The 21,623-nt window shown below is 61.8% G+C and carries 18 protein-coding genes, 1 tRNA gene and 1 pseudogene; 11 read left to right on the forward strand and 9 right to left on the reverse strand.

Annotated features, from left to right (window positions below):
* The first annotated feature begins 205 nt into the window (after positions 1 to 205).
* Complete coding sequence (locus G8O24_RS08180; protein WP_188098202.1) at positions 206 to 1,345, forward strand: helix-turn-helix transcriptional regulator; 1,140 nt, start codon at positions 206 to 208, stop codon at positions 1,343 to 1,345.
* A 156-nt stretch (positions 1,346 to 1,501) separates the two neighbouring features.
* Here G8O24_RS08180 and G8O24_RS08185 read toward each other — a convergent pair.
* Positions 1,502 to 1,576 (reverse strand) — tRNA-Glu (locus tag G8O24_RS08185).
* Between the two features lie 56 nt (positions 1,577 to 1,632).
* Positions 1,633 to 1,977: a hypothetical protein gene (locus G8O24_RS08190; protein WP_188098204.1), complete on the reverse strand. Its 345-nt coding sequence runs from the start codon at positions 1,975 to 1,977 to the stop codon at positions 1,633 to 1,635.
* On the opposite strand from G8O24_RS08190, the gene G8O24_RS08195 reads away from it, so the two are divergent.
* The 3 genes from G8O24_RS08195 (at position 1,976) to G8O24_RS08205 (ending at position 4,935) form a co-directional block, all read left to right on the forward strand.
* Positions 1,976 to 2,983: an RluA family pseudouridine synthase gene (locus G8O24_RS08195; protein ID WP_188098206.1), complete on the forward strand. Its 1,008-nt coding sequence runs from the start codon at positions 1,976 to 1,978 to the stop codon at positions 2,981 to 2,983. The two genes, G8O24_RS08190 and G8O24_RS08195, sit on opposite strands and share 2 nt — an antisense overlap.
* Before the next feature lie 219 nt (positions 2,984 to 3,202).
* The gene (gene rpoH, locus G8O24_RS08200; protein ID WP_157328162.1) at positions 3,203 to 4,102 is read left to right on the forward strand and encodes an RNA polymerase sigma factor RpoH; all 900 of its coding nucleotides are present in this window, start codon (positions 3,203 to 3,205) and stop codon (positions 4,100 to 4,102) included.
* A gap of 440 nt (positions 4,103 to 4,542) precedes the next feature.
* Complete coding sequence (locus G8O24_RS08205) at positions 4,543 to 4,935, forward strand: hypothetical protein (RefSeq protein ID WP_188098207.1); 393 nt, start codon at positions 4,543 to 4,545, stop codon at positions 4,933 to 4,935.
* A 30-nt stretch (positions 4,936 to 4,965) separates the two neighbouring features.
* On the opposite strand, the gene G8O24_RS08210 is transcribed toward G8O24_RS08205, so the two are convergent.
* The 4 genes from G8O24_RS08210 to G8O24_RS08225 form a co-directional block, all read right to left on the reverse strand.
* Positions 4,966 to 5,589, reverse strand: coding sequence for a peptidoglycan recognition protein family protein (locus tag G8O24_RS08210; RefSeq protein WP_188098209.1), 624 nt, complete (start codon positions 5,587 to 5,589; stop codon positions 4,966 to 4,968).
* A gap of 33 nt (positions 5,590 to 5,622) precedes the next feature.
* Entirely contained in the window at positions 5,623 to 6,825 is a 1,203-nt protein-coding gene (locus tag G8O24_RS08215; protein WP_188098211.1) for a GGDEF domain-containing protein, read from the reverse strand.
* A 595-nt stretch (positions 6,826 to 7,420) separates the two neighbouring features.
* Positions 7,421 to 8,032: a LysE family translocator gene (locus G8O24_RS08220; RefSeq protein WP_188098213.1), complete on the reverse strand. Its 612-nt coding sequence runs from the start codon at positions 8,030 to 8,032 to the stop codon at positions 7,421 to 7,423.
* A 66-nt stretch (positions 8,033 to 8,098) separates the two neighbouring features.
* Positions 8,099 to 8,473, reverse strand: a complete 375-nt coding sequence (locus G8O24_RS08225; protein ID WP_188098215.1) for a response regulator — start codon at positions 8,471 to 8,473, stop codon at positions 8,099 to 8,101.
* A gap of 126 nt (positions 8,474 to 8,599) precedes the next feature.
* Here G8O24_RS08225 and G8O24_RS08230 point away from each other — a divergent pair, with 126 nt between their 5' ends.
* A complete protein-coding gene (locus G8O24_RS08230; protein ID WP_188098217.1) occupies positions 8,600 to 9,430 on the forward strand; it encodes an SDR family NAD(P)-dependent oxidoreductase in 831 nt (276 codons plus the stop codon).
* Positions 9,431 to 9,569: 139 nt separating this feature from the next.
* Here the strand turns inward: G8O24_RS08230 and G8O24_RS08235 are convergent, their stop codons facing one another.
* Positions 9,570 to 10,376: a lytic murein transglycosylase gene (locus tag G8O24_RS08235; RefSeq protein WP_188098219.1), complete on the reverse strand. Its 807-nt coding sequence runs from the start codon at positions 10,374 to 10,376 to the stop codon at positions 9,570 to 9,572.
* Positions 10,377 to 10,739: 363 nt separating this feature from the next.
* On the opposite strand from G8O24_RS08235, the gene G8O24_RS08240 reads away from it, so the two are divergent.
* The 6 genes and pseudogenes from G8O24_RS08240 (at position 10,740) to G8O24_RS08260 (ending at position 16,705) form a co-directional block, all read left to right on the forward strand.
* Entirely contained in the window at positions 10,740 to 11,264 is a 525-nt protein-coding gene (locus G8O24_RS08240; RefSeq protein ID WP_188098220.1) for a hypothetical protein, read from the forward strand.
* 67 nt (positions 11,265 to 11,331) lie between these two features.
* Positions 11,332 to 11,679, forward strand: coding sequence for a hypothetical protein (locus tag G8O24_RS08245; protein WP_188098222.1), 348 nt, complete (start codon positions 11,332 to 11,334; stop codon positions 11,677 to 11,679).
* A 546-nt stretch (positions 11,680 to 12,225) separates the two neighbouring features.
* Positions 12,226 to 12,462, forward strand: a complete 237-nt coding sequence (locus G8O24_RS08250; protein WP_188098224.1) for a hypothetical protein — start codon at positions 12,226 to 12,228, stop codon at positions 12,460 to 12,462.
* Positions 12,463 to 12,584: 122 nt separating this feature from the next.
* Positions 12,585 to 12,788 (forward strand): annotated as a pseudogene (locus tag G8O24_RS44260) (hypothetical protein); the annotation flags it as partial.
* Positions 12,789 to 12,814: 26 nt separating this feature from the next.
* Positions 12,815 to 14,578, forward strand: a complete 1,764-nt coding sequence (locus G8O24_RS08255) for an NACHT domain-containing protein (RefSeq protein WP_188098226.1) — start codon at positions 12,815 to 12,817, stop codon at positions 14,576 to 14,578.
* 126 nt (positions 14,579 to 14,704) lie between these two features.
* The gene (locus G8O24_RS08260; protein WP_188098228.1) at positions 14,705 to 16,705 is read left to right on the forward strand and encodes an NACHT domain-containing protein; all 2,001 of its coding nucleotides are present in this window, start codon (positions 14,705 to 14,707) and stop codon (positions 16,703 to 16,705) included.
* Between the two features lie 78 nt (positions 16,706 to 16,783).
* On the opposite strand, the gene rpoD is transcribed toward G8O24_RS08260, so the two are convergent.
* On the reverse strand, positions 16,784 to 18,934 hold the full coding sequence (rpoD, locus tag G8O24_RS08265; protein WP_188098230.1) for an RNA polymerase sigma factor RpoD: 2,151 nt from the start codon (positions 18,932 to 18,934) through the stop codon (positions 16,784 to 16,786).
* 372 nt (positions 18,935 to 19,306) lie between these two features.
* Positions 19,307 to 21,331, reverse strand: a complete 2,025-nt coding sequence (dnaG, locus tag G8O24_RS08270; protein WP_188098304.1) for a DNA primase — start codon at positions 21,329 to 21,331, stop codon at positions 19,307 to 19,309.
* Positions 21,332 to 21,623: the final 292 nt, after the last annotated feature.

Raw genomic sequence — 21,623 nt, forward strand, 5'->3', positions numbered from 1 at the left:
ATGCCATGCCGACAGAACATGCCCCATTTGTGGTATGCCGTGTATGTCTGGATGGGACTGAAATGGCTACTGGCGGGGCTGCCTTGGTGCGCGCGAAAATTATGCAGTTCGAATGGGCAACGGCCCGGTTCGCTAAAGTCGCATTGACCTCCGGTCAATGGCCTTCCCTGGTGGAGAACCTCCGCGCTGTCCGGAGGCGGTTGTCGTGAATGCGCTCCCGTCGGAAAGCCAGCTGCTGACGGCTATCGAAGCGATCTATGATGCAGCACCGAATCCCTCGCTGTGGCCGCAAGCACTGGGGGTGATTGCGGATTGCTTCGGGGATGTCGGTGCGTTGCTGGGTTGGCACCGGGACGACGGTTCAATTGGAACGATTGTCTCTACGAACTTGATCGAAGCACAAAGGGATTATGAAGAGAGTGGCTGGACCAAACGCGACATAGGGGCTATCCGAGCCTCGGAGCGAGGCTATTTCTTCAACGGCGAGCCATACACCAATCGTCATGTTGTGTCGAAGGACGAGATTCATAGGGATCCTTTCTTCGTTCAGTTCAGGGCGCAGCACGGCCTTGGACCGTTCGCGGGGGTAGCCGTATCGCCGGACCCGCACGTTGGCGTTGTCCTCTGCATGCAAGGCTATGCGGGTCGATCCGAATATTCCGACGCCGAGCTCGCGACGCTGAGCCGCATCGGACGATATGTCGAGAAATCGCTGCGCCTTTCGATCCGACTCCTGGATGCCGAACTCGCCAAGCTCGGCCTCGGCGACGCCTTGGCGCGCATCGGGATTGGCGTCTTCGCTCTGGACTCACTGGGGCGCGTGGTGTTCTCCAATCCGGCCGGGCAGCGGCTCATAGGAGATCAACTGCAGCTTGTCCAGGACCGGTTGCGGATCGGCTCCGGCGCGGTGCGCAATACGATCGACGAGGTCATCGCGCGGACACTGCGGGGAGATCCGCGCGGCCTGATGGACGACCCGAAGCCCGTCCTCGTTCAATCAACCGGCGCAGACCGCCGGCTGGTGGTTCATCTCCTGCCGGTCGCGGCGCGAACCAGCCCTGTCGAGCAGTTCCTCACCCATACGCGCGTCATCGTGCTCGCGATCGAGCAGAAGCTCGATAAGCCCGCTGATCCCGCCGTCGTCCGCGACGTACTCGGGCTGACGCTCGGCGAAGCGCGGATCGCCGCCCTCGTTGGAGCGGGTCTGCCTCCCAAAGAGGCTGCTGAGCGACTGGGAATTGCGGAAGATACCGCCCGCAATGTCCTCAAGCGCGTATTCTCAAAGGTCGGCGTATCGCGCCAAAGCGAATTGGCCACTTTGTTGACGAAGCTGGTGCTACGCTGATCGGTTGTTGGCTCGTGGCTGACGTCCCCGCCGCGGAGGGGCAGGCCCTATCCCCTCGTCCAATGGCCAGCCGCAAAGAGCTGGCCGCGCACTATTCCACTATGGCCAGCCATCGCCTGTTGCAAGGTTCTGCCGCAGCAGGCGCGGTCTCGAAAATGGCGCTCCCTAGGGGAATCGAACCCCTGTTTCAGCCTTGAGAGGGCCGCGTCCTAACCGCTAGACGAAGGGAGCGTGAGGGCTAGCCAATAGCCTCGAAATTTGTCCGCCGCAAGGACTGAACTGCCGTTTTACGGCTCATTGGCAAATTTCAGCTTTCCGGCCGGCTTGAGCGTGTGGGCGTCGAAGGTGCGGATCTCGGTGACCCCGGCGATATCCAGGGTCACCACGAGGCGGTCGCCGGCAACGCCGGTGGAGACGATCTTGGCACCTTTCGGCAGGGTGGCGGTGACGTCGCTCGACGGGTCAGGCGCCCTTCCCTCCGACTTGAAAAGACGATAGCCCACCGCAATCAGGACGGCGCAGACGGCCAGCGCCGTGGTCAACCCCGCGATCAGCATCATCCGCCGCACCCGCGCGAACAGCGCGGCCTGCTCGGGGGTCGGTTCGGGAACAGCGGTATCAGACGTCGTCATGGAAAGCTCGGGCTCAGCGCAAAGATTGGAAGTCGTGGTCGAAGGCGACGAGGGCTCGGCCCGGCTCGACCGCGTGCTGGCGGCGCGCCTTCCCGAGATGTCGCGATCAAGGTTGAAGGCCCTGATTCTGGCAGGCGCCGTGAGCCTGAAGGCCACCGCAGTCCGCGACCCCGCTTATCACGTCGCCTCGGGGGATACGATTACAATCGATGTGCCGGAGGCGGCCCCGCCGGAGCCCAGGGGCGAGGACATTGCCCTCGATATCGTGTTCGAGGACGACGACATCATCGTCATCAACAAGCCGAAGGGCCTGGTGGTCCATCCCGCGGCCGGGCACGAGACCGGAACCCTGGTTAACGCGCTGATCGCCCATTGCGGCACCTCGCTGTCGGGCATCGGCGGCGTCCGCCGGCCCGGCATCGTGCACCGGCTGGACAAGGACACGACCGGATTGATGGTGGTCGCCAAGAACGACCTCGCCCACGCCTCGCTTACCGCCCAATTCGCCGACCACGGCCGCACCGGACCGATGCGGCGCGGCTATATGGCGTTCGCTTGGGGGCTGCCGGGCCGGCATCGCGGCACCATCGACGCGCCGATCGACCGCCATCCGCACGCGCGGGAGAAGATGGCGGTGCGCCAGGGCGGCCGCGAAGCGGTGACGCATTGGGAGCTGCTGGAGAGTTTTAACGGGCGGGACGGCAAGCCGGTGGCAGCAATGCTGGCCTGCGAGCTCGAAACCGGCCGCACCCACCAGATCCGCGTCCACCTCGCCCATATCGGCCACCCTCTGATGGGCGACGCGGTCTATGGCCCCCACTTCAAGACCAAGGCGAACCAGCTCGGTCCCGAGTCGCAAGCCGCTTTGGCGGCGCTTGGGCGGCAGGCTCTCCATGCTTATCTATTGGTATTAGAGCACCCCAGAAGCGGAGAACTTCTTCACTGGGAGGCCGGCTTGCCGGAGGATCTGGTACTGCTAGAGCGCGCCCTGAAAGCGGCGCTATGACGCAGCCCCCTTAGGAAAGTCGTTACATTACAAAAAGTTATGGCTGCCACACGGGGACGTGACGTCAGCAATCCTTCCCTTTTTGCCCCCCGATGGGGTATATTGCGCCTGCGTTGGAAAGGACCAACGTGGAACATCGCAGCTACGGCCGGCTTTAACCAAGCGGTCGTCTGCCTGGCCCGCCGCTATCGGGGGCCTGAACCTTTGGAGGGCTTCACAATGGCCCGTACCGCTGCTTTGCCGGTCCTCAATGGAGAATCCGGCCTTTCTCGCTACCTCGCCGAGATCCGCAAGTTCCCGATGCTGGAACCCCAGCAGGAATACATGCTCGCCAAGCGTTGGCGCGAGCATGACGATCGCGACGCGGCACATCAACTCGTCACCAGCCATCTCCGGCTCGTCGCCAAGATTGCCATGGGCTATCGCGGCTACGGCTTGCCGATCTCCGAGGTCGTCTCGGAAGGCAATGTCGGCCTGATGCAGGCGGTGAAGCGTTTCGAGCCCGAGAAGGGCTTCCGTCTCGCCACATACGCGATGTGGTGGATCAAGGCGTCGATTCAAGAGTACATCCTGCGTTCCTGGTCGCTCGTGAAGATGGGCACCACCGCGAACCAAAAGAAGCTGTTCTTCAACCTGCGCAAGGCGAAGAGCAAGATCAACGCGCTGGACGAAGGCGATCTCCGCCCCGACCAGGTCGCGACCATTGCCAAGCGCCTCGGCGTGACGGACCAGGACGTGATCGACATGAACCGCCGACTCGGTGGCGATGCGTCGCTCAACGCTCCGATCCGCGACGACGGCGAAGCCGGCGAATGGCAGGACTGGCTGGTCGACAACACGCCCAACCAGGAAGCCATGATGGCGGAGCACGAGGAGTACGATCACCGCCGTGATGCGCTGAACGGCGCCATGGGCGTGCTCAACCCGCGTGAACGTCGCATCTTCGAGGCCCGCCGCCTCGCCGATGAGCCGATGACGCTGGAAGACCTTGCCGCCGAGTTCGGCGTGTCGCGCGAACGCGTCCGCCAGATCGAGGTTCGCGCCTTCGAGAAGGTGCAGTCCGCGGTCAAGGGCACGATCGCAAGGCAGGAACAGGCTGCGCTGGAAGCCGCGCACTAAGCGCGGCTTTTCGCGCCAGACATTGGCGGATCGAAACAAGACGAAAAGCCGGCGGCAACGCCGGCTTTTTTGTTGTGTGAGCTACCGCATGTTCGCGCGATGTGCCGGCGGGACATCTTGAACGGATCCCGCCCGAATTGCCCGAGCAGCCGGGATTGATCCGGCGCTGCCCGGCTGAATAGCGCAGCCGGTCCAGCGCTCCAATCAATCGCGCTTGTCGCGAGACGGTCGCTGGTGTATGTGCTGCCGCCCGGCGCGACGTGGCGCCCTTGGTTCAGCGCTTTCGAGGGAGGCGGCATGATTACAGATCGATGCGTTCTGACCGCCGCCGTTGCTGACTGGCCACCGGTCACGAGCTGAACGCCGCTTAGCGGCTGCTCTTCATTCATTCCATCTGACTATGAGGGGCGTGACGCAACACGGCGTCGCGCCGTGTCGTCATGTATTTGCGGTTCGTTACACCGCTCGTCCACCCGTACAGCCGCGTGGAGAGCGGCTTCTTTCGCGCGTCCTGGTACGTCCAGCGCAACGATTGTCCGGACTGGATCCGGCAGGAGCTCGCGGACCAGTTCGACTGGTTCGGGGAGCATCTGCCGCTTCCCGGCCGCATCGCGCGGCACTTCAAGCGGCGCGATACGATCTGGGGAATCTGCTGGTTCGATCCTGCGGCACGCGAGGCTGTCAGCCGCGCACGCTACTGCGCCTGGTTGCTCGAAGAGGGAGGTCTGCCGGTGCGCACCATCACCACCTCGCGCCAGCGCGAAGTGATCTGGCGCGACGCGCACCAGATCGTCACGAAGCCCTGCGCCGACCTTCCCAAGGCATTCCCGTGACCTTGGGAAGGCTCGCTGCGCAGGGGGACCCTATTCGCCCCATGCCCGCGCCAGCGTCGCGAGCCAACAGCCTTCGCAATAGCGCGCATCCTTGAAGTCGATCCAGTTGTGGGCATAGACGTGATCGAGCGGGATGCCGTAGCGCGCGCGCAGGACTTGGACCAGGATCTTCCAGGCCGCGACTTGCGCTTCGGTCGAACCGATCGTGACATCGGGATAGTTGCCGGCGAACTCGACGCCGATTGAATTGTCGCGCACAACCTGATGATAGGTCACGCTGTTGTCGACGTATTTGTTGTCATTGCGGTTGGCGCCGTCGGTATGGGTCGGCACGAGATTGTCCGCGACCGACCAATAGACCGTGCCGTCGGTCTCGACCCAGACCATCACGCCGCGCCGGGTTGGATTCCTGGACTGCTCCTGCGCACCGCCGCGCGCTGAGCCGGATGGACCCTCGGTCTGGTGCACGATGATGTTGCGCCAGGGGTGGGCATCGGCGACATCGCCCCACGGCGCCAGCCAGACGATCTTCAGCCCCGGAATGTCAGGCGTGCCGGAGCTGCGCGCGAGCCTGGCGAGCTCGGCGTCCAATGCAAAGGCGGGAGTGATCAGAACAGCGGCGAGAACCGCCGCGACAAGACGAGATATCATCATCGCAATCCGACTATGGATCCGAGCGTAGCAGATCTACGCGAATTTGCGCGCGGCTTCGACCGGCTCGGGCGACAGCGGCGGGGCCGGATCATAGACTGCAAAGTCGTTCTTGCCGTTCTTCTTGGCGGCATAGAGGGCGTGGTCGGCGTGGGCGATCAGCCGGTCCGGAAACTGGCCGATGCCGCGATTCCATTCCGCAACGCCGATCGAGATCGCGATCGGGATGTCCCTGCCGGAGCACTCGGCGGCGTCCTGGCGGCAGACCTCCAGGATACGGCGGGCGATCAGCCCGCCTTCGCGCAAGGACGAGGACGGCAGCACGACGCAGAACTCGTCGCCGCCTGTGCGGGCGAGCATATCGCCGGGGCGGAGGCGCGTCTGTGCCATCAGGGTGAAGTGCTGGAGGCAGGCATCGCCCGCAGCGTGGCCATAGGTATCGTTGACGGTCTTGAACCCGTCGAGGTCGATCACCAGCAGCGAGAACGGCTCCCCGCTGCGCTCCGAACGGGCGCATTCCTCGGACAGCCGCTGCAACAGGTGGCGGCGGTTGGCGACACCGGTGAGGTCGTCGAGCAGCGCCAGGTCGGCGACCTCGTTGCGGAGGCGATCCATCGCCATCAGCAGGAAGCCGAAATTGAGTGTCATCGACAGGAACAGCAGCACCAGCACCATGGCGGCATGGTTCTGACCGCGCGCGACGGTCGAGAAATCGCTGCCGAGCGTGTTGCCGATCGTACGGACCACGAAGACCACGATCATGCTGAGGATGACGATGCCGGCAAGCCGCGCGCCGGGACTGGCGCGGCCCTCCGGCGGCGACAGCAGCAGGCGCAACGACAGCACCAGAGGCAAGCCCTGGCCAATGGTGTAACAGAGCATTCGCAGCTGCATCTGGTCGAAGACGAACTTGAAGAACATGACACCGGCGAGGCTCGCGGCCGTGCTCGCGACCATGAGGCGCCAGGATGCCGGCCGATCGTAGAAACGCTGAATGCCCGCAGCCGCAAAACAGCTCGCGGCGATGATGCCGGCGCCCCCGAACAGCAGGGGCACCACGGAATTGATGTACAGGCCGGTTAACGCGGTGATCGCACCAGCTGCGCCGACGAAAGCCGACGCCATCCAGAACCGCGCGGCTTCGAATTTGGGATAGGAGCGCGTCACGTAGGCCCAGACCAGGCCGAGCGCCGAGAAGTTGACGACGAAAACCATCCAGAGCGTCGGTACGTTCAGCATGGCGCCCGCGATACGCGCAGCGTCCCGCCCCCTGTCTCCAGCAGAAGTTCGTCCATGACCCGTCCCCGTGTTCTTGCGGAAGATCATGCGCGGGTTGCGCTTAACGGAACCTCACTGCGATCTGCGAAAGCGCGCCCTTGGTTTTGAATTCATGAACACCGCGCCGCGGTTATCGGATCGTTAGGCACGTCGTCTGCGTCGATGCACGGTCGCCTCGCCGCCCATCGCGATGCGGATTCGCGGGCCAAAATCACCTGAAAATGCATCTGAGCTGTGGATAACGGGATGACGCGGATGTGACAACGCGGGGCAGAGAGGCGCGAATCTGCTGAGCTTGTGATCGAGGATGTTGCGAGGCTGGCCCTCCGCCGAGCGTTCCTCGTGTCGCGTTTCACCATTAACCCTTAAGAGGCTCCTATGGCTAAGAAAGCGAAGAAGGCGACGAAGAAGAAGGCGAAAAAGGCCAAGAAGGCGAAGAAGAAGTAACGCGGCTTCTTTTTCTTTGCCCGGGTGGAGCTCGCTCCGCCCGGGCGTCGGGATGGGTCTAAAATTGCAAGACCGAAAGCGGCGGGCAAAAGGCCCGCTTTTTTATTGGCTAGCGTTCGGCGAAGGCGAGCTTGGCCCCTAACAGGGCAAAGCCGGCGGCAAAAGAACGGCGCAGCCAGGCCATCACACCGGGCCGAGAGATGACGCGCTCGCGCACGGACGCCGCGCAGAGGCCGTAGAGGACGAACACTGCAAACGTCATCGCCATGAAGGCGCCGCTCAGTTCCAGCATCCGCGCCAGCACATGCACCTCGTCAACTGCAATGAACTGCGGCAGGAAGGCGAGGAAGAAGATCGAGAGTTTTGGATTGAGGATGTTGATCAGGAAGCCGGTGACGATGACCCGACCGCTCGATCGCTCCTCGATCTGGCCGTCGACCGCAAGTGCCCCCGTCTCCCGCAGCGCCTGCCAGGACATATAGAGCAGATAGGCCACGCCGCACCATTTCAGGGCGGCAAAGGCGAGCGCGCTGGTATGGAGCACGGCGGCAAGCCCGAGCATCGCAGCACACATGTGGGGCACGATCCCGAGCGTGCAGCCGACGGCGGCCGCGACGCTGGCGCGCGAACCGCGCGTGAGCGCGGCCGCCAGCGTGTAGAGGACGCCGGTCCCCGGTGAGGCGACGACGATCAGCGAGGTGAGCAGAAAGGACCAGGACATGCCTCGTCCTACCATCCCTGACGCTTGCCGAGAAGACACGACCCGGTCAGCGCCAAGGGTCGCGCCTCAATTGAGCTGGGCGATCTCGGCCTCGCGCAACACATCGAGCGGGGCCCAGGGCTTGGCCCAGAACTTTGCGCCGTCCGGCAGGGGCTGCATCAAGGGGCGGCCGGACGTCACGACGACATCGAGCTTCGGATTGCGGTCCTTGGCGACATGGGCGAGCTCGACGCCGTTCATGCGGCCGGCGAGCTGCACATCGGTCAGCATCAGGCAGAGCGCGCCGGCGTTCTTGTCCAGCACACGCTCGGCCGCTTCCGCGCTTTCGCACTGGATGACCCGGTAGCCGCTCTCTTCAAGCAGCAGGCAGAGCATCTCCCGCTGCATGAGATCATCTTCAACGATGAGGGCGGTTGCAGGCAATGGCGTTGATTGTCCCATCGGCGGCTCCCAATGCTTGCCTCCGTTCAAGTAACGCATGTTAAAGAGAGAGCGGGAGATCGGTTCGGTTCCAAACTGAAAAAAGTGTGGAATCTTGTTCCGCATCAGGGCTTGACGGGAGGCATCATGACGATGATTCGCGGCGCGGCCGCCATTACGGGAGCGGCGAGCGGCATCGGCCGCGCGCTGGCCATCGAGCTCGCGCAACGTGGCGCCGACCTCGCGCTCGCCGATCGCGACGAAGGCGGCCTGAAGAGCCTCGCCGCCGAGATCGGCGCGCAGCGCAAGGTCAGCCTGCACCGCGTCGACGTCGGCGAGGCCAGCGACATCGCGCAGTTCGCCCGCGAAGCGATCGCGGCGCATCCCGCGCTCAACATCCTCGTCAACAATGCCGGCGTGGCGCTGCTCGGACAATTCGAGGAGATCGACCAGGCGCAGATGGACTGGCTGTTCGACATCAATTTCTGGGGCGTGGTGCACGGCACCCGCGCCTTCCTGCCGCACCTCAAGACGCGGGGCGAGGCGCACATCGTCAACGTCTCCTCGATCTTCGGCATCATCGCGCCGCCGGGACAATCGGCCTATGCGGCGGCGAAGTTCGCGGTGCGCGGCTTTTCCGAGAGCGTGCGGCACGAGCTCGCGGCCGCGGGCAGCCCGGTCAGGCTGTCGGTGGTGCATCCCGGCGGCGTCGCCACCAACATCGCGCGCGCCTCGCGCACCGGAATTGGCGTCACCGACAATGCCCGCCGCGGCCAGATGATCGACCGGTTCGAGACCGCGGCGCGGACGACGCCAAAAGAGGCCGCGCTGCGCATCATCAGGGGCATCGAGCGCAACGAGCCGCGCATCCTGATCGGCAACGACGCAAGGTTCATGGACATCCTGCAGCGCTTCCGCCCGGGGACCTATTGGGCACCGTTGCAGCGGCGGCTGGAGAAGATGGCGCGGGGGAAGTGAGGGGCGCGATGGCGTCGCCTCATGCTCCGCTGTCGTAGGGTGGGCAAAGCGAAGCGTGCCCACGACTTTCGGCAACCGATAGGGATGGTGGGCACGGCGCGTAGCGCCTTTGCCCACCCTACGAGACTGGAATATTTGGTTACTGCCCCACCAGCCGATCCGCAAAGTACCCGATCGTCTTGCGGTAGATCACCGCCCTGTTCCACTCGCGCATCGCCTCGAAATTGGCCGAGCCTTCGTCATAGGGCTGGCCCATCTTGAAGCCGTTCGAGTGCAGGAGGTTCGCGGTCGAGGCGAGCACGTCGGCTACGCTGTGGCGGAGGTCGACGTGGCCGTCGCCGTCGAAATCGACGCCGTACTTGATGTAGGACGACGGCAGGAACTGGGTCTGGCCGATCTCGCCGGCATAGGCGCCGATCAGGTCGCGCAGCGGCAGGTCGCCGCGCTGCACGATCTTGAGCGCGGCGAGCAGTTCGCCCTGGAACAGCTCGGTGCGGCGGCAATCATGCGCGAGCGTCGCAAGCGTTCGGATGACGGGCAGCTTGCCCATGTCGCCCTTGCCGAAATCGCTCTCAAGGCCCCAGATCGCGACCAGGATCTGCCTCGGCACGCCGAACTGCTGCTCGATGCGCGAGAGCAGCGCGGCATGACGCTGGAGCAGTGCGCGGCCGCCATTGATGCGGCCCGGGCCGACGCGGGTCGAGACATACTGCTCGAAACTCTTGTTGAAGGTGTAGCGCTGACGGCGGTCGAAGGCGAGCACCGCGCCGTCCTGGGTGATGCCGCTGAACGCTGCGCTGGTCACGCCCGCCGAGACGCCCGCGGCTTGCGCTTCCGCGCTCATGCTGGCGACGAAGCTGTTGAAGTCGCCGCCGCAACGCGCGGCTTCAGCCGACCCGCCGGCCAGCGAGACAATGATTGCGGCGGCGAAAAGCGATCTCAACATCAGAACGAGTCCTCATGCAATGGAGCAAAGCAGAAGGCGATCATGCCCGGGAACGGGATTCGCGTCAAAGCAACGTCGACCAATCATGCCGGGTGCAGCCTTGAAACGAAAACCGCAAAACAACCCCATGCACAGTAGGCGCCGCCGGCCGTAGATTTTGTTTTTCCGAATTGTCGTTGACCCGTCGGGCAAAACAGTGGTATTGTCCTATCATCCCAGATTCCGGGCGTGGACGCCCGCCCGCGAAGCGCCCGTTGAAAGGGACCAGCGTCAAGGCGGCCGCTTTGATCCGCATCAACGTGTCCCATCGCTTCGTTCCTAGACTGCGAACAGCAGCAGCGCCCGCGCGCAGGAGATGGCGCCATGACCGGAATTACCCTCACCACCGAGCAGATCCGCAATGCACCCGCACCGGTGCGGCAATGGATCGAGCAGGAGGTGATCAATGCGCTCGGCCTCGCGCCGCGCCCGCCGGTCGCCACACCTGTTCAAACCGCCCATCTCGTCGCCTGCAGCGAGGACGATGTGGCCGGCGTGCTCGAGCACATCCGCGGCACGTTCCCGGCGGTGAATGTCCTGCTCGAATTCGCTCGGCCCGGCATCAATTACGGTCAGCCCGCGGTGATGACGTTCCGCCTGATGGACATCCTGCATCACACGCGGCTGCAGGAGATCGGACAGGTCATGACGTGCCTGGAGATGATCAACCAGGCGCTGACGGTGGTGAGGAAAGACCCGTCTGCGCGGTTCTGCGGCTTCGATAATGAGGGCCACTGCCTGATCGCGCCCGAGACACAGGCCAGCATCGCGGCGCTGTGGCAGGACATGATGGAGCGTCAGCAGATGCAGCAGAGCAAGGCGGACACCCGGATCGCGCCGGCGGCGTGAGCCGAACGCGGCGGATCAGGCGATCCGTCGAGGAGCACGCGACAGCCGGCTTTGCGGAGAATTGGTGGTGCCGAAGACAAGACCAGACAGCAAGTTCTCCCCTCGCCTGCTGCGCATCCCGCTGTTCCGCCTGCTCGCCATCAACCTTGCGATCGGCGCCTCTGCGGCGAGCCTTCTCGTCGGCGGATTGCTCTGGCTCAACCCCGGACATCTGCGCGAGCTGATTTTTGCCGATCGTTCGCCCGGCATCGGGCTCGCGCTGTTGCTGGCCTCCTTCGTCATCACCTTTGGTTCGGCCGCGATGGGCAGCGCGATCATGACGCAGGGCCGCAAGGGCGATGATGACGGAGGCAGCGGCGGCAGTCCCTCGCGATTGGCTGCGCAAAAACTGCCGCGGCGCGCGCCGCCAATGTGATGTGTGCAACGCACTTGTCAGAGCGATCTGCCCGGGCTGCAACCGATCCGTGCACGCAGCAGGATGCCATGCAGGCCCATGCAACTTCGCAACACGTGCGCGCAGGTTCGCTGCGTTGCGAGAGCGTGCGAAATGAACAAACTATTTCGATTTTGCAAGCATCTGCTTCGCGACATTGCGGGAACCGGTCACGCGCTACGCTGCATATCAGATGCGCTTGCTGCGACATCAAGACCATGACGATTCATCTTGCCATCGCAGAGCGCAAGCGATAGCCTTCTATCTCAGGTTGTCGCCCCGCCAGCCCCGGGCGACGCTGAAGACCAAAATAAACGGCGGGCTCATCGGCCCGCCGTTTATTGAGGGTTCGGATCGAACCTGACGAAGCCCCTGTCGCTTCGATCCTGCAACCAGACATCCTCGATCGATTGCACAGGTTCGCAGGCCCATTTCGTGAGGCCGAACGGCATCGCGGTAAGGCTCTTCGCAGGCCCCGGGACGCTCGAAGTCATTTGACTATGGCGCCCTGATCGACGACAAGCCGCCATGGCCAAGAAACCCGGAACCAACCCGAAAGGCGAATTCGCCTTTTTCAACGTCGTCTACGAAGACGGCTCCCAACGCTCCAACCGCCGCGTCCCCTCCGAGCTGCTCGGCGGCCTCGACGGCGACGAACCCGCCCGCAACTTCATCATGGAGCAGGACCGCGAGATCGCAGAAAAGAGCGGCAGGCCTCCGCTGGAGATCGAGAAGATCGAGCGGGTGGGGGCGAAGAAGAAGTAGGGCCGACTAAAAGTTCGACGAGATTGTGCTGAACTGCTGCGGCAAGTGGGGTCACCTCTCCCTTGGGAGAGGTCGGCGCGCAGCGCCGGGTGAGTCGAAATTTCGGAAATATTTTGCAAAATCGAGTGCCCAAGAGCCGCCCCCAACAACTCGGCGACCTCGACGGCGACGAACCCGCCCGCAGCTTCATCTTAGAGCAAGACCACGAGATCGCGGAAAAGAGCGGGAGGCCGGCGCTGGAGATTGAGCGGATCGAAAGGGTTGGGCGAAGAGGAAGTAGACGGCTGAGATCTCTCCACCAGGCATTGCGCGTACTTGACTTCTAATGCAACTTCCCGAAGGGAGGTACGCAATGCCCGTTCCAAGCTACGAACTTTCTCGACTAGACGCGAACACGTTCGAACACTTAGTTAATTCTCTTGCCTTGCGTATATTGGGCGCGGGTCATACCGGCTTTGGTCCCGGTCCAGACGCAGGACGAGATGGGTTTTTCGAAGGAGCAGCACCGTATCCGAGTGAGAGTGAAAACTGGTCCGGTACTTGGTACATTCAATCGAAGTTTCTTGCGCCGCACCTGAGCAAGGATCCCCAGAAGTGGCTGGTAGATCGAGTAGAAGAAGAGCTGCGCGCATTTGAGAACTCAGCCTCGCCTCGAATTTGGCCAGACATATGGATCGTTGCTACAAACATAGAGCCTTCCGGGGCTGCCGAGACTGGTTCGTTCGATCGAATAAGGGACATTGTGCGAAAAGCCCGTCCCCAGCTTGCCAAGCGATTTCATATCTGGGGCGGCCGAAAGATCTTAGATCTTCTCGCAATCTATCCTGAGATAGCGGATTATTATTGTGAATTTATTTCGTCAGGGCAGGTACTCGCCCGACTATATGAGCAGACGATAGCTTCGCAGGCGCAAGTCGAAGAAATTATTCGCTACCTAGTGGTCACACAGTTTAGCGAGCAACAGTACACGAAACTGGAACAAGCAGGCTCGACTACCGACAATAGACCGGGAATCCAGCGTCTTTTCGCCGATATACCGTTCGCTTGCAAGTCGAACGAAATGTCGGGGATGGCAGCGACTACACTCGCGCGAGCGCTGGCTCAGACGCAGAGGGTTCGGTCTATCATCGACTCGCCGGACGACTGGCACCGCTGGCAGCGTCATCCTTCTCGAGCTCGAACCTGGTTTGTCAAGGGCGGCCCGGGCCAAGGGAAGTCCACCCTTACCCAGTTTATTAGTCAAATTCAGCGTGCAGCCCTCATTCTGCAGGAGAGGGGGCCCGTAGTATTGCCAGCGCAACGAGCACTAGCGGAAGACATCTGTGCAGTCGCAACGAAGAAAAAGCTTTGGCCTTTGGTGCCCCGAATCCCGCTTATTGTAGATCTGAAAGAATTCGCTTTTTGGTTCAGCCAACGAGGGAAAAGACTGACTGATCGGATGATCGCCTATTTCTCCGAAACGCTCACGAATCAAATCGGAGAGCCTGTGCACGCAGGTGCACTAAGAAGAGTTTTCGGCTCATCACGCTGGTTGTTCGTTTTTGACGGACTAGATGAAGTTCCTAGCGATGTTAAGGATTCGGTCGCAAGCGAAGTTACGCATTTTATAAATGATGTGCTCGTTGGTTACGGGTCGGATGCTGCGATCATTTGCACGTCTCGACCTCAAGGTTACTCAGGGCAGTTTTCGGAGATTGAAGCCGCAATCGTCGAGCTCGTCAGCTTATCGCGCGAACAAGCACTAGCTTGTGCGGAGCCTCTTCTTGCGCTTGATAGATCCGAGGGCGAACACAAGGCATACATGAAAATTCTCGGCGACGCGCTTCAGTCGGAAGCAATTGCCGAAATTATGACTACTCCACTTCAGGCGCACATAATGGGAGTAATTGTTCGAGACGGCGGGAAGCCCCCGGAACGAAAATGGCAACTCTATAATACGTTCTACGAAATCATAAAGAAACGCGAGGCGAATAGAAATTTGCCTGATCGCAGGCTAGCGTTGCTCTTGCGCGAAGGCGACAAGCTTCTAAAAGCGCTACACAACAGACTCGGCTTTGAGCTCCATGCACGTGCAGAGACCAGCAAAGGAGCAATCACGTCTTTAGAGCGGAAGTAACTTCTTGCCATCGTAACCGAGGTAGTTTCCGAGCTACAGGATACCGATATTGATGAGACGGTATCAACTCTAATGAGAGCTACGACCGAACGTCTGGTTCTCGTCAGCACACCGGAAGCAGGCGAGTTGGTACGTTTTGATATTCGCCCTCTCCAAGAATTCTTCGCAGGAGAGTTCATCTATCAGTCCGGCGAACCGGACAATTTCGTAGATAGAGTAAGAACCATTGCTGGCGACTCGCACTGGAGGGAGGTTGTTCATTTCCTTCTGAGTGCTCTCATTGAGAATACACGTAAGAGCGAACTTGCCGCTGCCGTAACGGTGCTAACCCAGCTAGACGACGGTGGCGATCGAGAAATGCGGGCGTTGAACCGACGTCTCGCACGAGGCGGCATCATTGCAAGTCGCCTTCTTCAAGAGGGTGTTCTTGAGCAAGACAAGCGTCTGCGCGAACAATTTCGAAACTGCATCGTTCCGCTTAGCGGTTGCGTTGATGCGGGTCGATATTTCTCGACGACAAAATCATTGCACTCCGTCCAGTGGCTCACAGACGTACTGGTCTCAGTTCTTGCAGAGCAAGCGGAGCCTGAGAATATAGGGGCACTAACTTGCCTCACGAAGATCTTGTCCGATACGGACGAGCGGTCCAAGCTCTTGAAGAGTACGCTCGTTGGTGCGTCACGAGGCTATCAACGCTCATTCCTTGAACAGTTTAGAGACTCAACGAGAGATTCGGGTGAACCGAGGATTTATCCTCGCTGGTTGCGCGAAAGCGCCGTCAGGTTACTATTAGACAACAATTGGCATGATCTTGGGTACGCCGCTGTATCAGCGGCGACGAGCATCTTTGCAAATGGACCAGACTCTAAGAGCATAGCGCGTGAGATTGGCATTGATCCAGCCGTCGTACGATTGTTGGACGGACTGTTACCAGCCTCCATTCGAGATTCGAATGAACCTCGAAGTGCTGCCCATGTAGAGGTTCAGTATGGGATAATAGAGGTCCAGTACTTCAAACCTAGGGAGATCCCCAGCTGGAAAACATGGTCGCCAGCCACTTGGAGTAAACTCAGCACATCGACGGGGATTCTGAAAGCAATCTATTGCGCACTTAATTTCGTTCGCTCGCCGAACGATGAAACCCTAACCCACCTGCGAGTTGCCTTGGCTGGAGATTTGAGGAACTGCAGAATGCTTCCTGAGACGATTCGAGCATTCTTCGATTTTCAGCAAATCGAGCTGGACGGGTCCAACCGACGTCCGTCCAGGCTGGTTCGAAAATCAAGACCTGGCTACGTGATGGAGCTAATGTTGAGGGGCGGAAGCAAAGATGGCGGCTCCATTGATTGGCTCGCAATAGCCGGCACGGAGCCTTGGCTGGCACTGCATCTTTTGGCTCGGGGCTCCCACGACGCCACTAAGGCATTCGAAGATGCCAAAGTTCAGCGTCTGCTTCTAGGACACATGCCATCCGAAACGTTACTCGCGTACGCCGCAAAATGGGGCACCCTATTTGGCCTGACGGAACCGCTTGGAACAGGCCTTAGGGAGCTTGCCTTGTCTGCAGCGAAAGGTCTTGTCGCTCCAGAGCGATTCTTTGATCGAATGGACCATTTCAAAGTTGAGCTTCCGAAGGAGGCAGAGATGTTGCCACATCTCCTCGCTGCTCTGGTGCATTCATCAAGCCCGGAGAGTTCCCTTTTCCATCGCGAGCTAAGACATACGTCATTTGAAGATATCGCAAGCACGGTCCGCAAGATATTTCGGTCCGGGACTTCTCTAAGGAAAATATTTCAAAGCACCGCGTTCTCCACGAGGGTACGCGCTGCGGCAGGAGTCTTTTACGGCTTTCATAGCGGGGGGACCTCACTTCAGAAGGAAATTGATTCGCTCGTTGAACTCTACGATGCAGCCGAAGCGTCGTGGTTTCTACCTGCTGTTGCACTGCTGCTGAATGAGGCTTTAGCAACCGAGCAGCGCTTCGCCTTGAAAGCTATGGGCGCCTTACTTGAGAGCGCAAACTCCAACTTGCCTGCACGCTTTGCAGTCAATCCCATGGTTGCGAGCTGGCGCGAGATATCAAGAGCTCCTGTAACACAAGCTGCAGAACCGATGCTCTGGAAATGAGAGTTTATGCAAGCTCGAACAGCACATACAAACGGCGGACTTTGCGGCCCACCGCTTTCGTTCTGATTGAAATTCGGATCAATTATCCAAGAAGCTCCGCAGCTTCCTTGACCTCGACGGATGCTTCAGCTTCCGCAGCGCCTTGGCTTCGATCTGGCGGATACGCTCTCTCGTCACCGAGAACTGTTGCCCCACTTCCTCCAGCGTGTGGTCGGTGTTCATGCCGATACCGAAGCGCATGCGGAGCACGCGCTCTTCGCGCGGGGTGAGGGAGGCGAGCACGCGCGTGGTGGTCTCGCGCAGGTTCGACTGGATCGCAGCATCAATGGGCAGGATCGCGTTCTTGTCCTCGATGAAATCGCCGAGATGTGAATCCTCTTCGTCACCGACGGGGGTTTCGAGCGACAAGGGCTCCTTGGCGATCTTGAGAACCTTGCGGACCTTCTCCAAGGGCATGCCGAGCTTTTCGGCGAGCTCCTCCGGGGTCGGCTCGCGGCCGATCTCGTTGAGCATCTGCCTCGAGGTGCGCACGATCTTGTTGATCGTCTCGATCATGTGCACGGGGATGCGGATGGTGCGGGCCTGGTCCGCGATCGAGCGCGTGATCGCCTGGCGGATCCACCACGTGGCGTAGGTCGAGAACTTGTAGCCGCGGCGGTATTCGAACTTATCGACCGCCTTCATCAGGCCGATATTGCCTTCCTGGATCAGGTCGAGGAATTGCAGGCCGCGGTTGGTGTATTTCTTCGCGATCGAGATCACGAGACGGAGGTTGGCTTCCACCATCTCCTTCTTGGCCTGACGGGCCTCGCGCTCGCCCTTCTGCACGGAGTGCACGATCTTGCGGAACTCGACGATCTCGAGGCCCGTCAGCGCGGCGAGCTGATGCACCTCGTGACGGAGGTCCTTGATGCGGTCCTTCTCGTGATGGACGAAATTCTTCCAGCCCTTGGCGGAGAGTTTCGAGACGCGGTTGAGCCAGCGCGGATCGAGCTCCGAGCCGGTGTAGTTGCGCAAAAAGTCCTCGCGCGCGACGCCGTGGCTGTCGGCGAGGCGCATCAGGCGGCCCTCATGCGAGACGAGGCGCTTGTTGATGTCGTAGAGCTGCTCGACGAGCGAATCGATACGGGCCTGGTTGAGGCGCAGCGACTTCACCTCGACGATGATCTCGTCCTTGAGCTTGCGGTACTTGCGCTCCTGGTGCGGCGACAGCGAGGGACCATGCGAGGTGCTCTCGAGCTGGTTCTGGATGTCCTGCTCCTGAAGCTTGCGCAGCTTCTTGTAGCTCTCGGCGATCTTGTCGAAGATCTCGACCACCTTCGGCTTGAGCTCGGCCTCGATGGCCGCAAGCGACATCTGGTTCTCGAACTCGTCGTCCTCGTCCATGTCGGCTTCGGCGGCGGCCTCGCCCGGATCCTTCTCCTCGCCGGCCGCACCGCCGGGGGCGGGCTGCGCAGCGCGGAACGGAGTGGGCGACGGCGGCGCCGCAGGCGGGGCGACATGCGCGGGCGCAGCAGCAGCGACCTCGCCGCCTTCAGCGGGCGCTTCGCCGTTCTCGCCGGTGGGGCCCGCGATCATCGCATTGTTCATGCCGGCCTTGGCGTCGGGACCGGCATAGGTCGCTTCGAGATCGATGATGTCGCGGAGGAAGATCTTGCCTTCGTTGAGCTCGTCGCGCCAGATAATGATGGCCTGGAAGGTCAGCGGGCTTTCGCACAGCCCTGCGATCATCGCCTCGCGGCCGGCCTCGATGCGCTTGGCAATCGCGATTTCGCCTTCGCGGGAGAGCAGCTCGACCGTGCCCATCTCGCGCAGATACATGCGCACGGGATCGTCGGTGCGCTCGCCCGGCTCGCTCTTCTTGACCTCGGTGACGGCCTTCTGGGTGACCTCGACGAGCTCGTTGTCGGTCTCGTCCTCGCCCTCGTCCTTGTCTTCCTCGCCTTCAGAATCGTCGGCTTCGGTGACGTTGATGCCCATGTCCGAGAGCATGGACATGATGTCCTCGATCTGCTCCGGGGAGGTCTGGTCCGACGGCAAGACTTCGTTGAGCTGATCGAAGGTCACGAAGCCGCGCTTCTTGGCCTGCTTGATCATCTTCTTCACTGCCGCGTCGGACAGATCGAGCAAGGGAGACGGCGCGTCCTGGGAATCCTTCTCCGGGGCGTCCGCTGCCTTGTCGTCTTTTTCCTTGTCCTTCGCCTGCAGCGTCTTTGCCTTGGTGGCCATCCATTGCTCCTAAACGCGTTTCATGCGGGACGTTGCGCGCGTCCGCGTGAAATCACTTGAACCTGTTGTTCGACGCTCTCGCTTCGTCAGCTCTCGACACGGAAAAGGCGGCGCGCACATCTCTCGCCACCCCGACCTTTCTCTCGCCGGATTTGCCTAACGCTTCGTGAGCCTCTTTGTCGCGGCGGATGCAGGTGTAGTGCCAACAGCTGTTGCGCGGATTCATTCCTGACGCGTCTGTTCTGCCTGCGGCCGCGTGGCCAAAGTGCTACAAGACCGTTAAGCCTCGATTAACCCTGTTTTTGCCGCCAAACCTTGGATTTGGCGAGTCTTTTAGCGGTTACGGTCGCCTCCGTCCGCATGATTCTTTCATCACACGCTCTTCTGGAACCGGCCTGACAGCTCGCCAAAACCCTCGATCAGGGCCTCGGTGCCGTCGACTTCGCCGATCCGGGCCTTGACGTCGCGCAGCCACGCCAAATTGGCCTCGCTGGGGTCCTCCCCCAAGGCCAGCTCGGCGTCTTTCAGCTCTCTAAGTAGTGAATGCCATTGCCGATGCAAGGCAACGAGCTGGTGCCAGGTGGCAAGAACATCGTCCCTCGCCGCGCCCTCGCGGGCGCCAAACACCGCGGCGGTGGTAATGGCGCCTTCAACCCGTTGAAGAACCTGCGAAAATCCGCCCTTGTCGAGATCGCCGCGCATCTTCTCGGCCTGCTCCTCGGGGTCCGGCGAGTGGTAATGGTCGTTGACGAAGGCGCTGATGATGGCGGCGCGGAGCTTGTGGGCCTCGGGGTGGGCGATCTCCAGGGCCGCCACCTCCTCGAGGTGGTCATGCAGCAGCCAGGGGTGGTTGATCAGGCATTGCAGGATCAGGGCCTCCCGGCGGGAGATGGCGCTGCGCTGCCCCCGCATGATCGGGCTCGCCGCCAGCTGGGGACTGGCCGCCTGGTAGGGGCCCGACGGCAGCGGGGCCGGCCCGGACGGGCCGCCGCGGCGGCCGCCGCCAAATCCTTGGCCGAATCCTTGGCCGCCGAATCGATTCGCCTGCCCGAAGCGGGGCTGGAATGGGCGGCCGCCGCCCCCTTGCCGGAAATTGCCCCTGCCGGCAAAGCCGCCGCGGCCGCCGTCGGGCGAAAAGGTGCGCTGCAGCCGCTCGACGAAATCGTCGCGGTAATAGCGCCTGACAACCTCGTCGCGGATGCCGTTGGACATCTCCTTGATGCGCGCTTCCAGCGCGGCCCGGCGTTCCGGGGTGGCAAAATTGCCGCCTTCGAGCTCGCGCGACCACAGCATGTCGGCGAGCGGCCGCGCCGCCGCGATCACCTCCTCGATCGCACCGCGGCCGCCGGAGCGCGCGAGGTCGTCAGGGTCCTGGCCCTCCGGCAGCAGGGCAAAACGCAGACTCTTTCCGGGCGCGAGAAACGGCAGCGCGAGATCGGCGGCACGATACGCCGCCTTCTGTCCGGCCCGGTCGCCGTCGAAGCAGAGGATCGGCTCGTCCGCCATCTTCCACAGCAGCGCGAGCTGGTTTTCGGTCAGCGCAGTGCCGAGCGGCGCCACCGCGCCGGGAAAGCCCGCGGTGACCATGGCGATGACGTCGACATAGCCTTCGACCACGATCAGCGATGCGCCGTCATGGGTGGCTTTGCGCGCGGTCTGGTGATTGTAGAGATTGTCGCCCTTGTGGAAGAGCGGCGTCTCCGGCGAGTTCAAATATTTGGCCGGAACGTCCTTCTCCAGCGCGCGTCCGCCGAAGGCGATGACGCGGCCGCGCAAATCGGTGATCGGGAACATCACGCGATCGCGAAAGCGGTCATAAGGAACGGGAATGTCGTCGCCGGCCACAAGCAGCCCGGTTTCGATCATGTCCTCAACCGAGACGCCGAGCTTGCCGAGGTGCTCCTTGAGCGCAAAGCGATCTGGCGAGGCATAGCCGAGACGGAACTGCAATTGCGTCGCCGGCGAGATGGCGCGGTCGGCGAGATAGCCGCGCGCTTTTGCGCCTTGGCGCGAGGCCAGCGTCTCGGCGAAGAATTTGGCCGCAAGCTCCATGACGTCATGCAGCGTGCGGCGGCGCTGCTCGTGCCGGGCCGCATCCGGCGTCACCGCCGGCAGCGGCAGGCCGGCCATGCCGGCAAGCCGCTCGACCGCCTCGCCGAACGGCACGCCGTCGGTCTCCATCACGAAGGAGATGATGTCGCCGTGCTTGCCGGAGGAGAAGTCGTGGTAAAAACCCTTCTGGTCGTTGACGTAGAAGGACGGCGTCTTTTCCTGTTGAAATGGCGACAGCCCCTTCCACTCGCGCCCCGCCTTCTTCAGCTTGACGCGCTTGCCCACGACTTCGGAGACCGAAAGCCGGGCACGCAGCTCGTCGAGGAATTGGGGCGTGAAGCGCATGGTGTGGGTGTAGCGCAATCCAGGGTGAGTCGGGCGAAGGGATCAGGGATATAGGTGCGGCGGAGCCAGAAGTCAGGTTTAGGCGGGTTATCCTGACTATTCGACCTATGCACAGGGGCCGTCACCGTCACCCGCGGTACCCAATCCGTCAGCCTGAGGTGCTCGCCTCTTCGGCGAGCCTCGAAGGGCGACGGCCCGGCTGGCAGCTGCATCGGGGCCGATTCATCCTTCGAGGCTCACACTGCTTTGCAGTGTGAGCGCCTCAGGATGACGGGACGGGCGCCCCCCGGAA

Source organism: Bradyrhizobium campsiandrae (genome assembly GCF_014529705.1).
GTDB classification, from domain to species: Bacteria; Pseudomonadota; Alphaproteobacteria; order Rhizobiales; family Xanthobacteraceae; genus Bradyrhizobium; species Bradyrhizobium campsiandrae.

Excerpts from the sequence above, each read along its gene's own strand:
- G8O24_RS08195 (WP_188098206.1), top strand. The coding sequence starts at position 1,976 with ATGGAAAGCTCGGGCTCAGCGCAAAGATTGGAAGTCGTGGTCGAAGGC.
- G8O24_RS08190 (WP_188098204.1), bottom strand. The coding sequence starts at position 1,977 with ATGACGACGTCTGATACCGCTGTTCCCGAACCGACCCCCGAGCAGGCC.
- rpoH (WP_157328162.1), top strand. The coding sequence starts at position 3,203 with ATGGCCCGTACCGCTGCTTTGCCGGTCCTCAATGGAGAATCCGGCCTT.
- G8O24_RS08205 (WP_188098207.1), top strand. The coding sequence starts at position 4,543 with ATGTATTTGCGGTTCGTTACACCGCTCGTCCACCCGTACAGCCGCGTG.
- G8O24_RS08210 (WP_188098209.1), bottom strand. The coding sequence starts at position 5,589 with ATGATGATATCTCGTCTTGTCGCGGCGGTTCTCGCCGCTGTTCTGATC.
- G8O24_RS08215 (WP_188098211.1), bottom strand. The coding sequence starts at position 6,825 with ATGCTGAACGTACCGACGCTCTGGATGGTTTTCGTCGTCAACTTCTCG.
- G8O24_RS08220 (WP_188098213.1), bottom strand. The coding sequence starts at position 8,032 with ATGTCCTGGTCCTTTCTGCTCACCTCGCTGATCGTCGTCGCCTCACCG.
- G8O24_RS08225 (WP_188098215.1), bottom strand. The coding sequence starts at position 8,473 with ATGGGACAATCAACGCCATTGCCTGCAACCGCCCTCATCGTTGAAGAT.
- G8O24_RS08230 (WP_188098217.1), top strand. The coding sequence starts at position 8,600 with ATGACGATGATTCGCGGCGCGGCCGCCATTACGGGAGCGGCGAGCGGC.
- G8O24_RS08235 (WP_188098219.1), bottom strand. The coding sequence starts at position 10,376 with ATGTTGAGATCGCTTTTCGCCGCCGCAATCATTGTCTCGCTGGCCGGC.
- G8O24_RS08240 (WP_188098220.1), top strand. The coding sequence starts at position 10,740 with ATGACCGGAATTACCCTCACCACCGAGCAGATCCGCAATGCACCCGCA.
- G8O24_RS08250 (WP_188098224.1), top strand. The coding sequence starts at position 12,226 with ATGGCCAAGAAACCCGGAACCAACCCGAAAGGCGAATTCGCCTTTTTC.
- G8O24_RS08255 (WP_188098226.1), top strand. The coding sequence starts at position 12,815 with ATGCCCGTTCCAAGCTACGAACTTTCTCGACTAGACGCGAACACGTTC.
- rpoD (WP_188098230.1), bottom strand. The coding sequence starts at position 18,934 with ATGGCCACCAAGGCAAAGACGCTGCAGGCGAAGGACAAGGAAAAAGAC.
- dnaG (WP_188098304.1), bottom strand. The coding sequence starts at position 21,331 with ATGCGCTTCACGCCCCAATTCCTCGACGAGCTGCGTGCCCGGCTTTCG.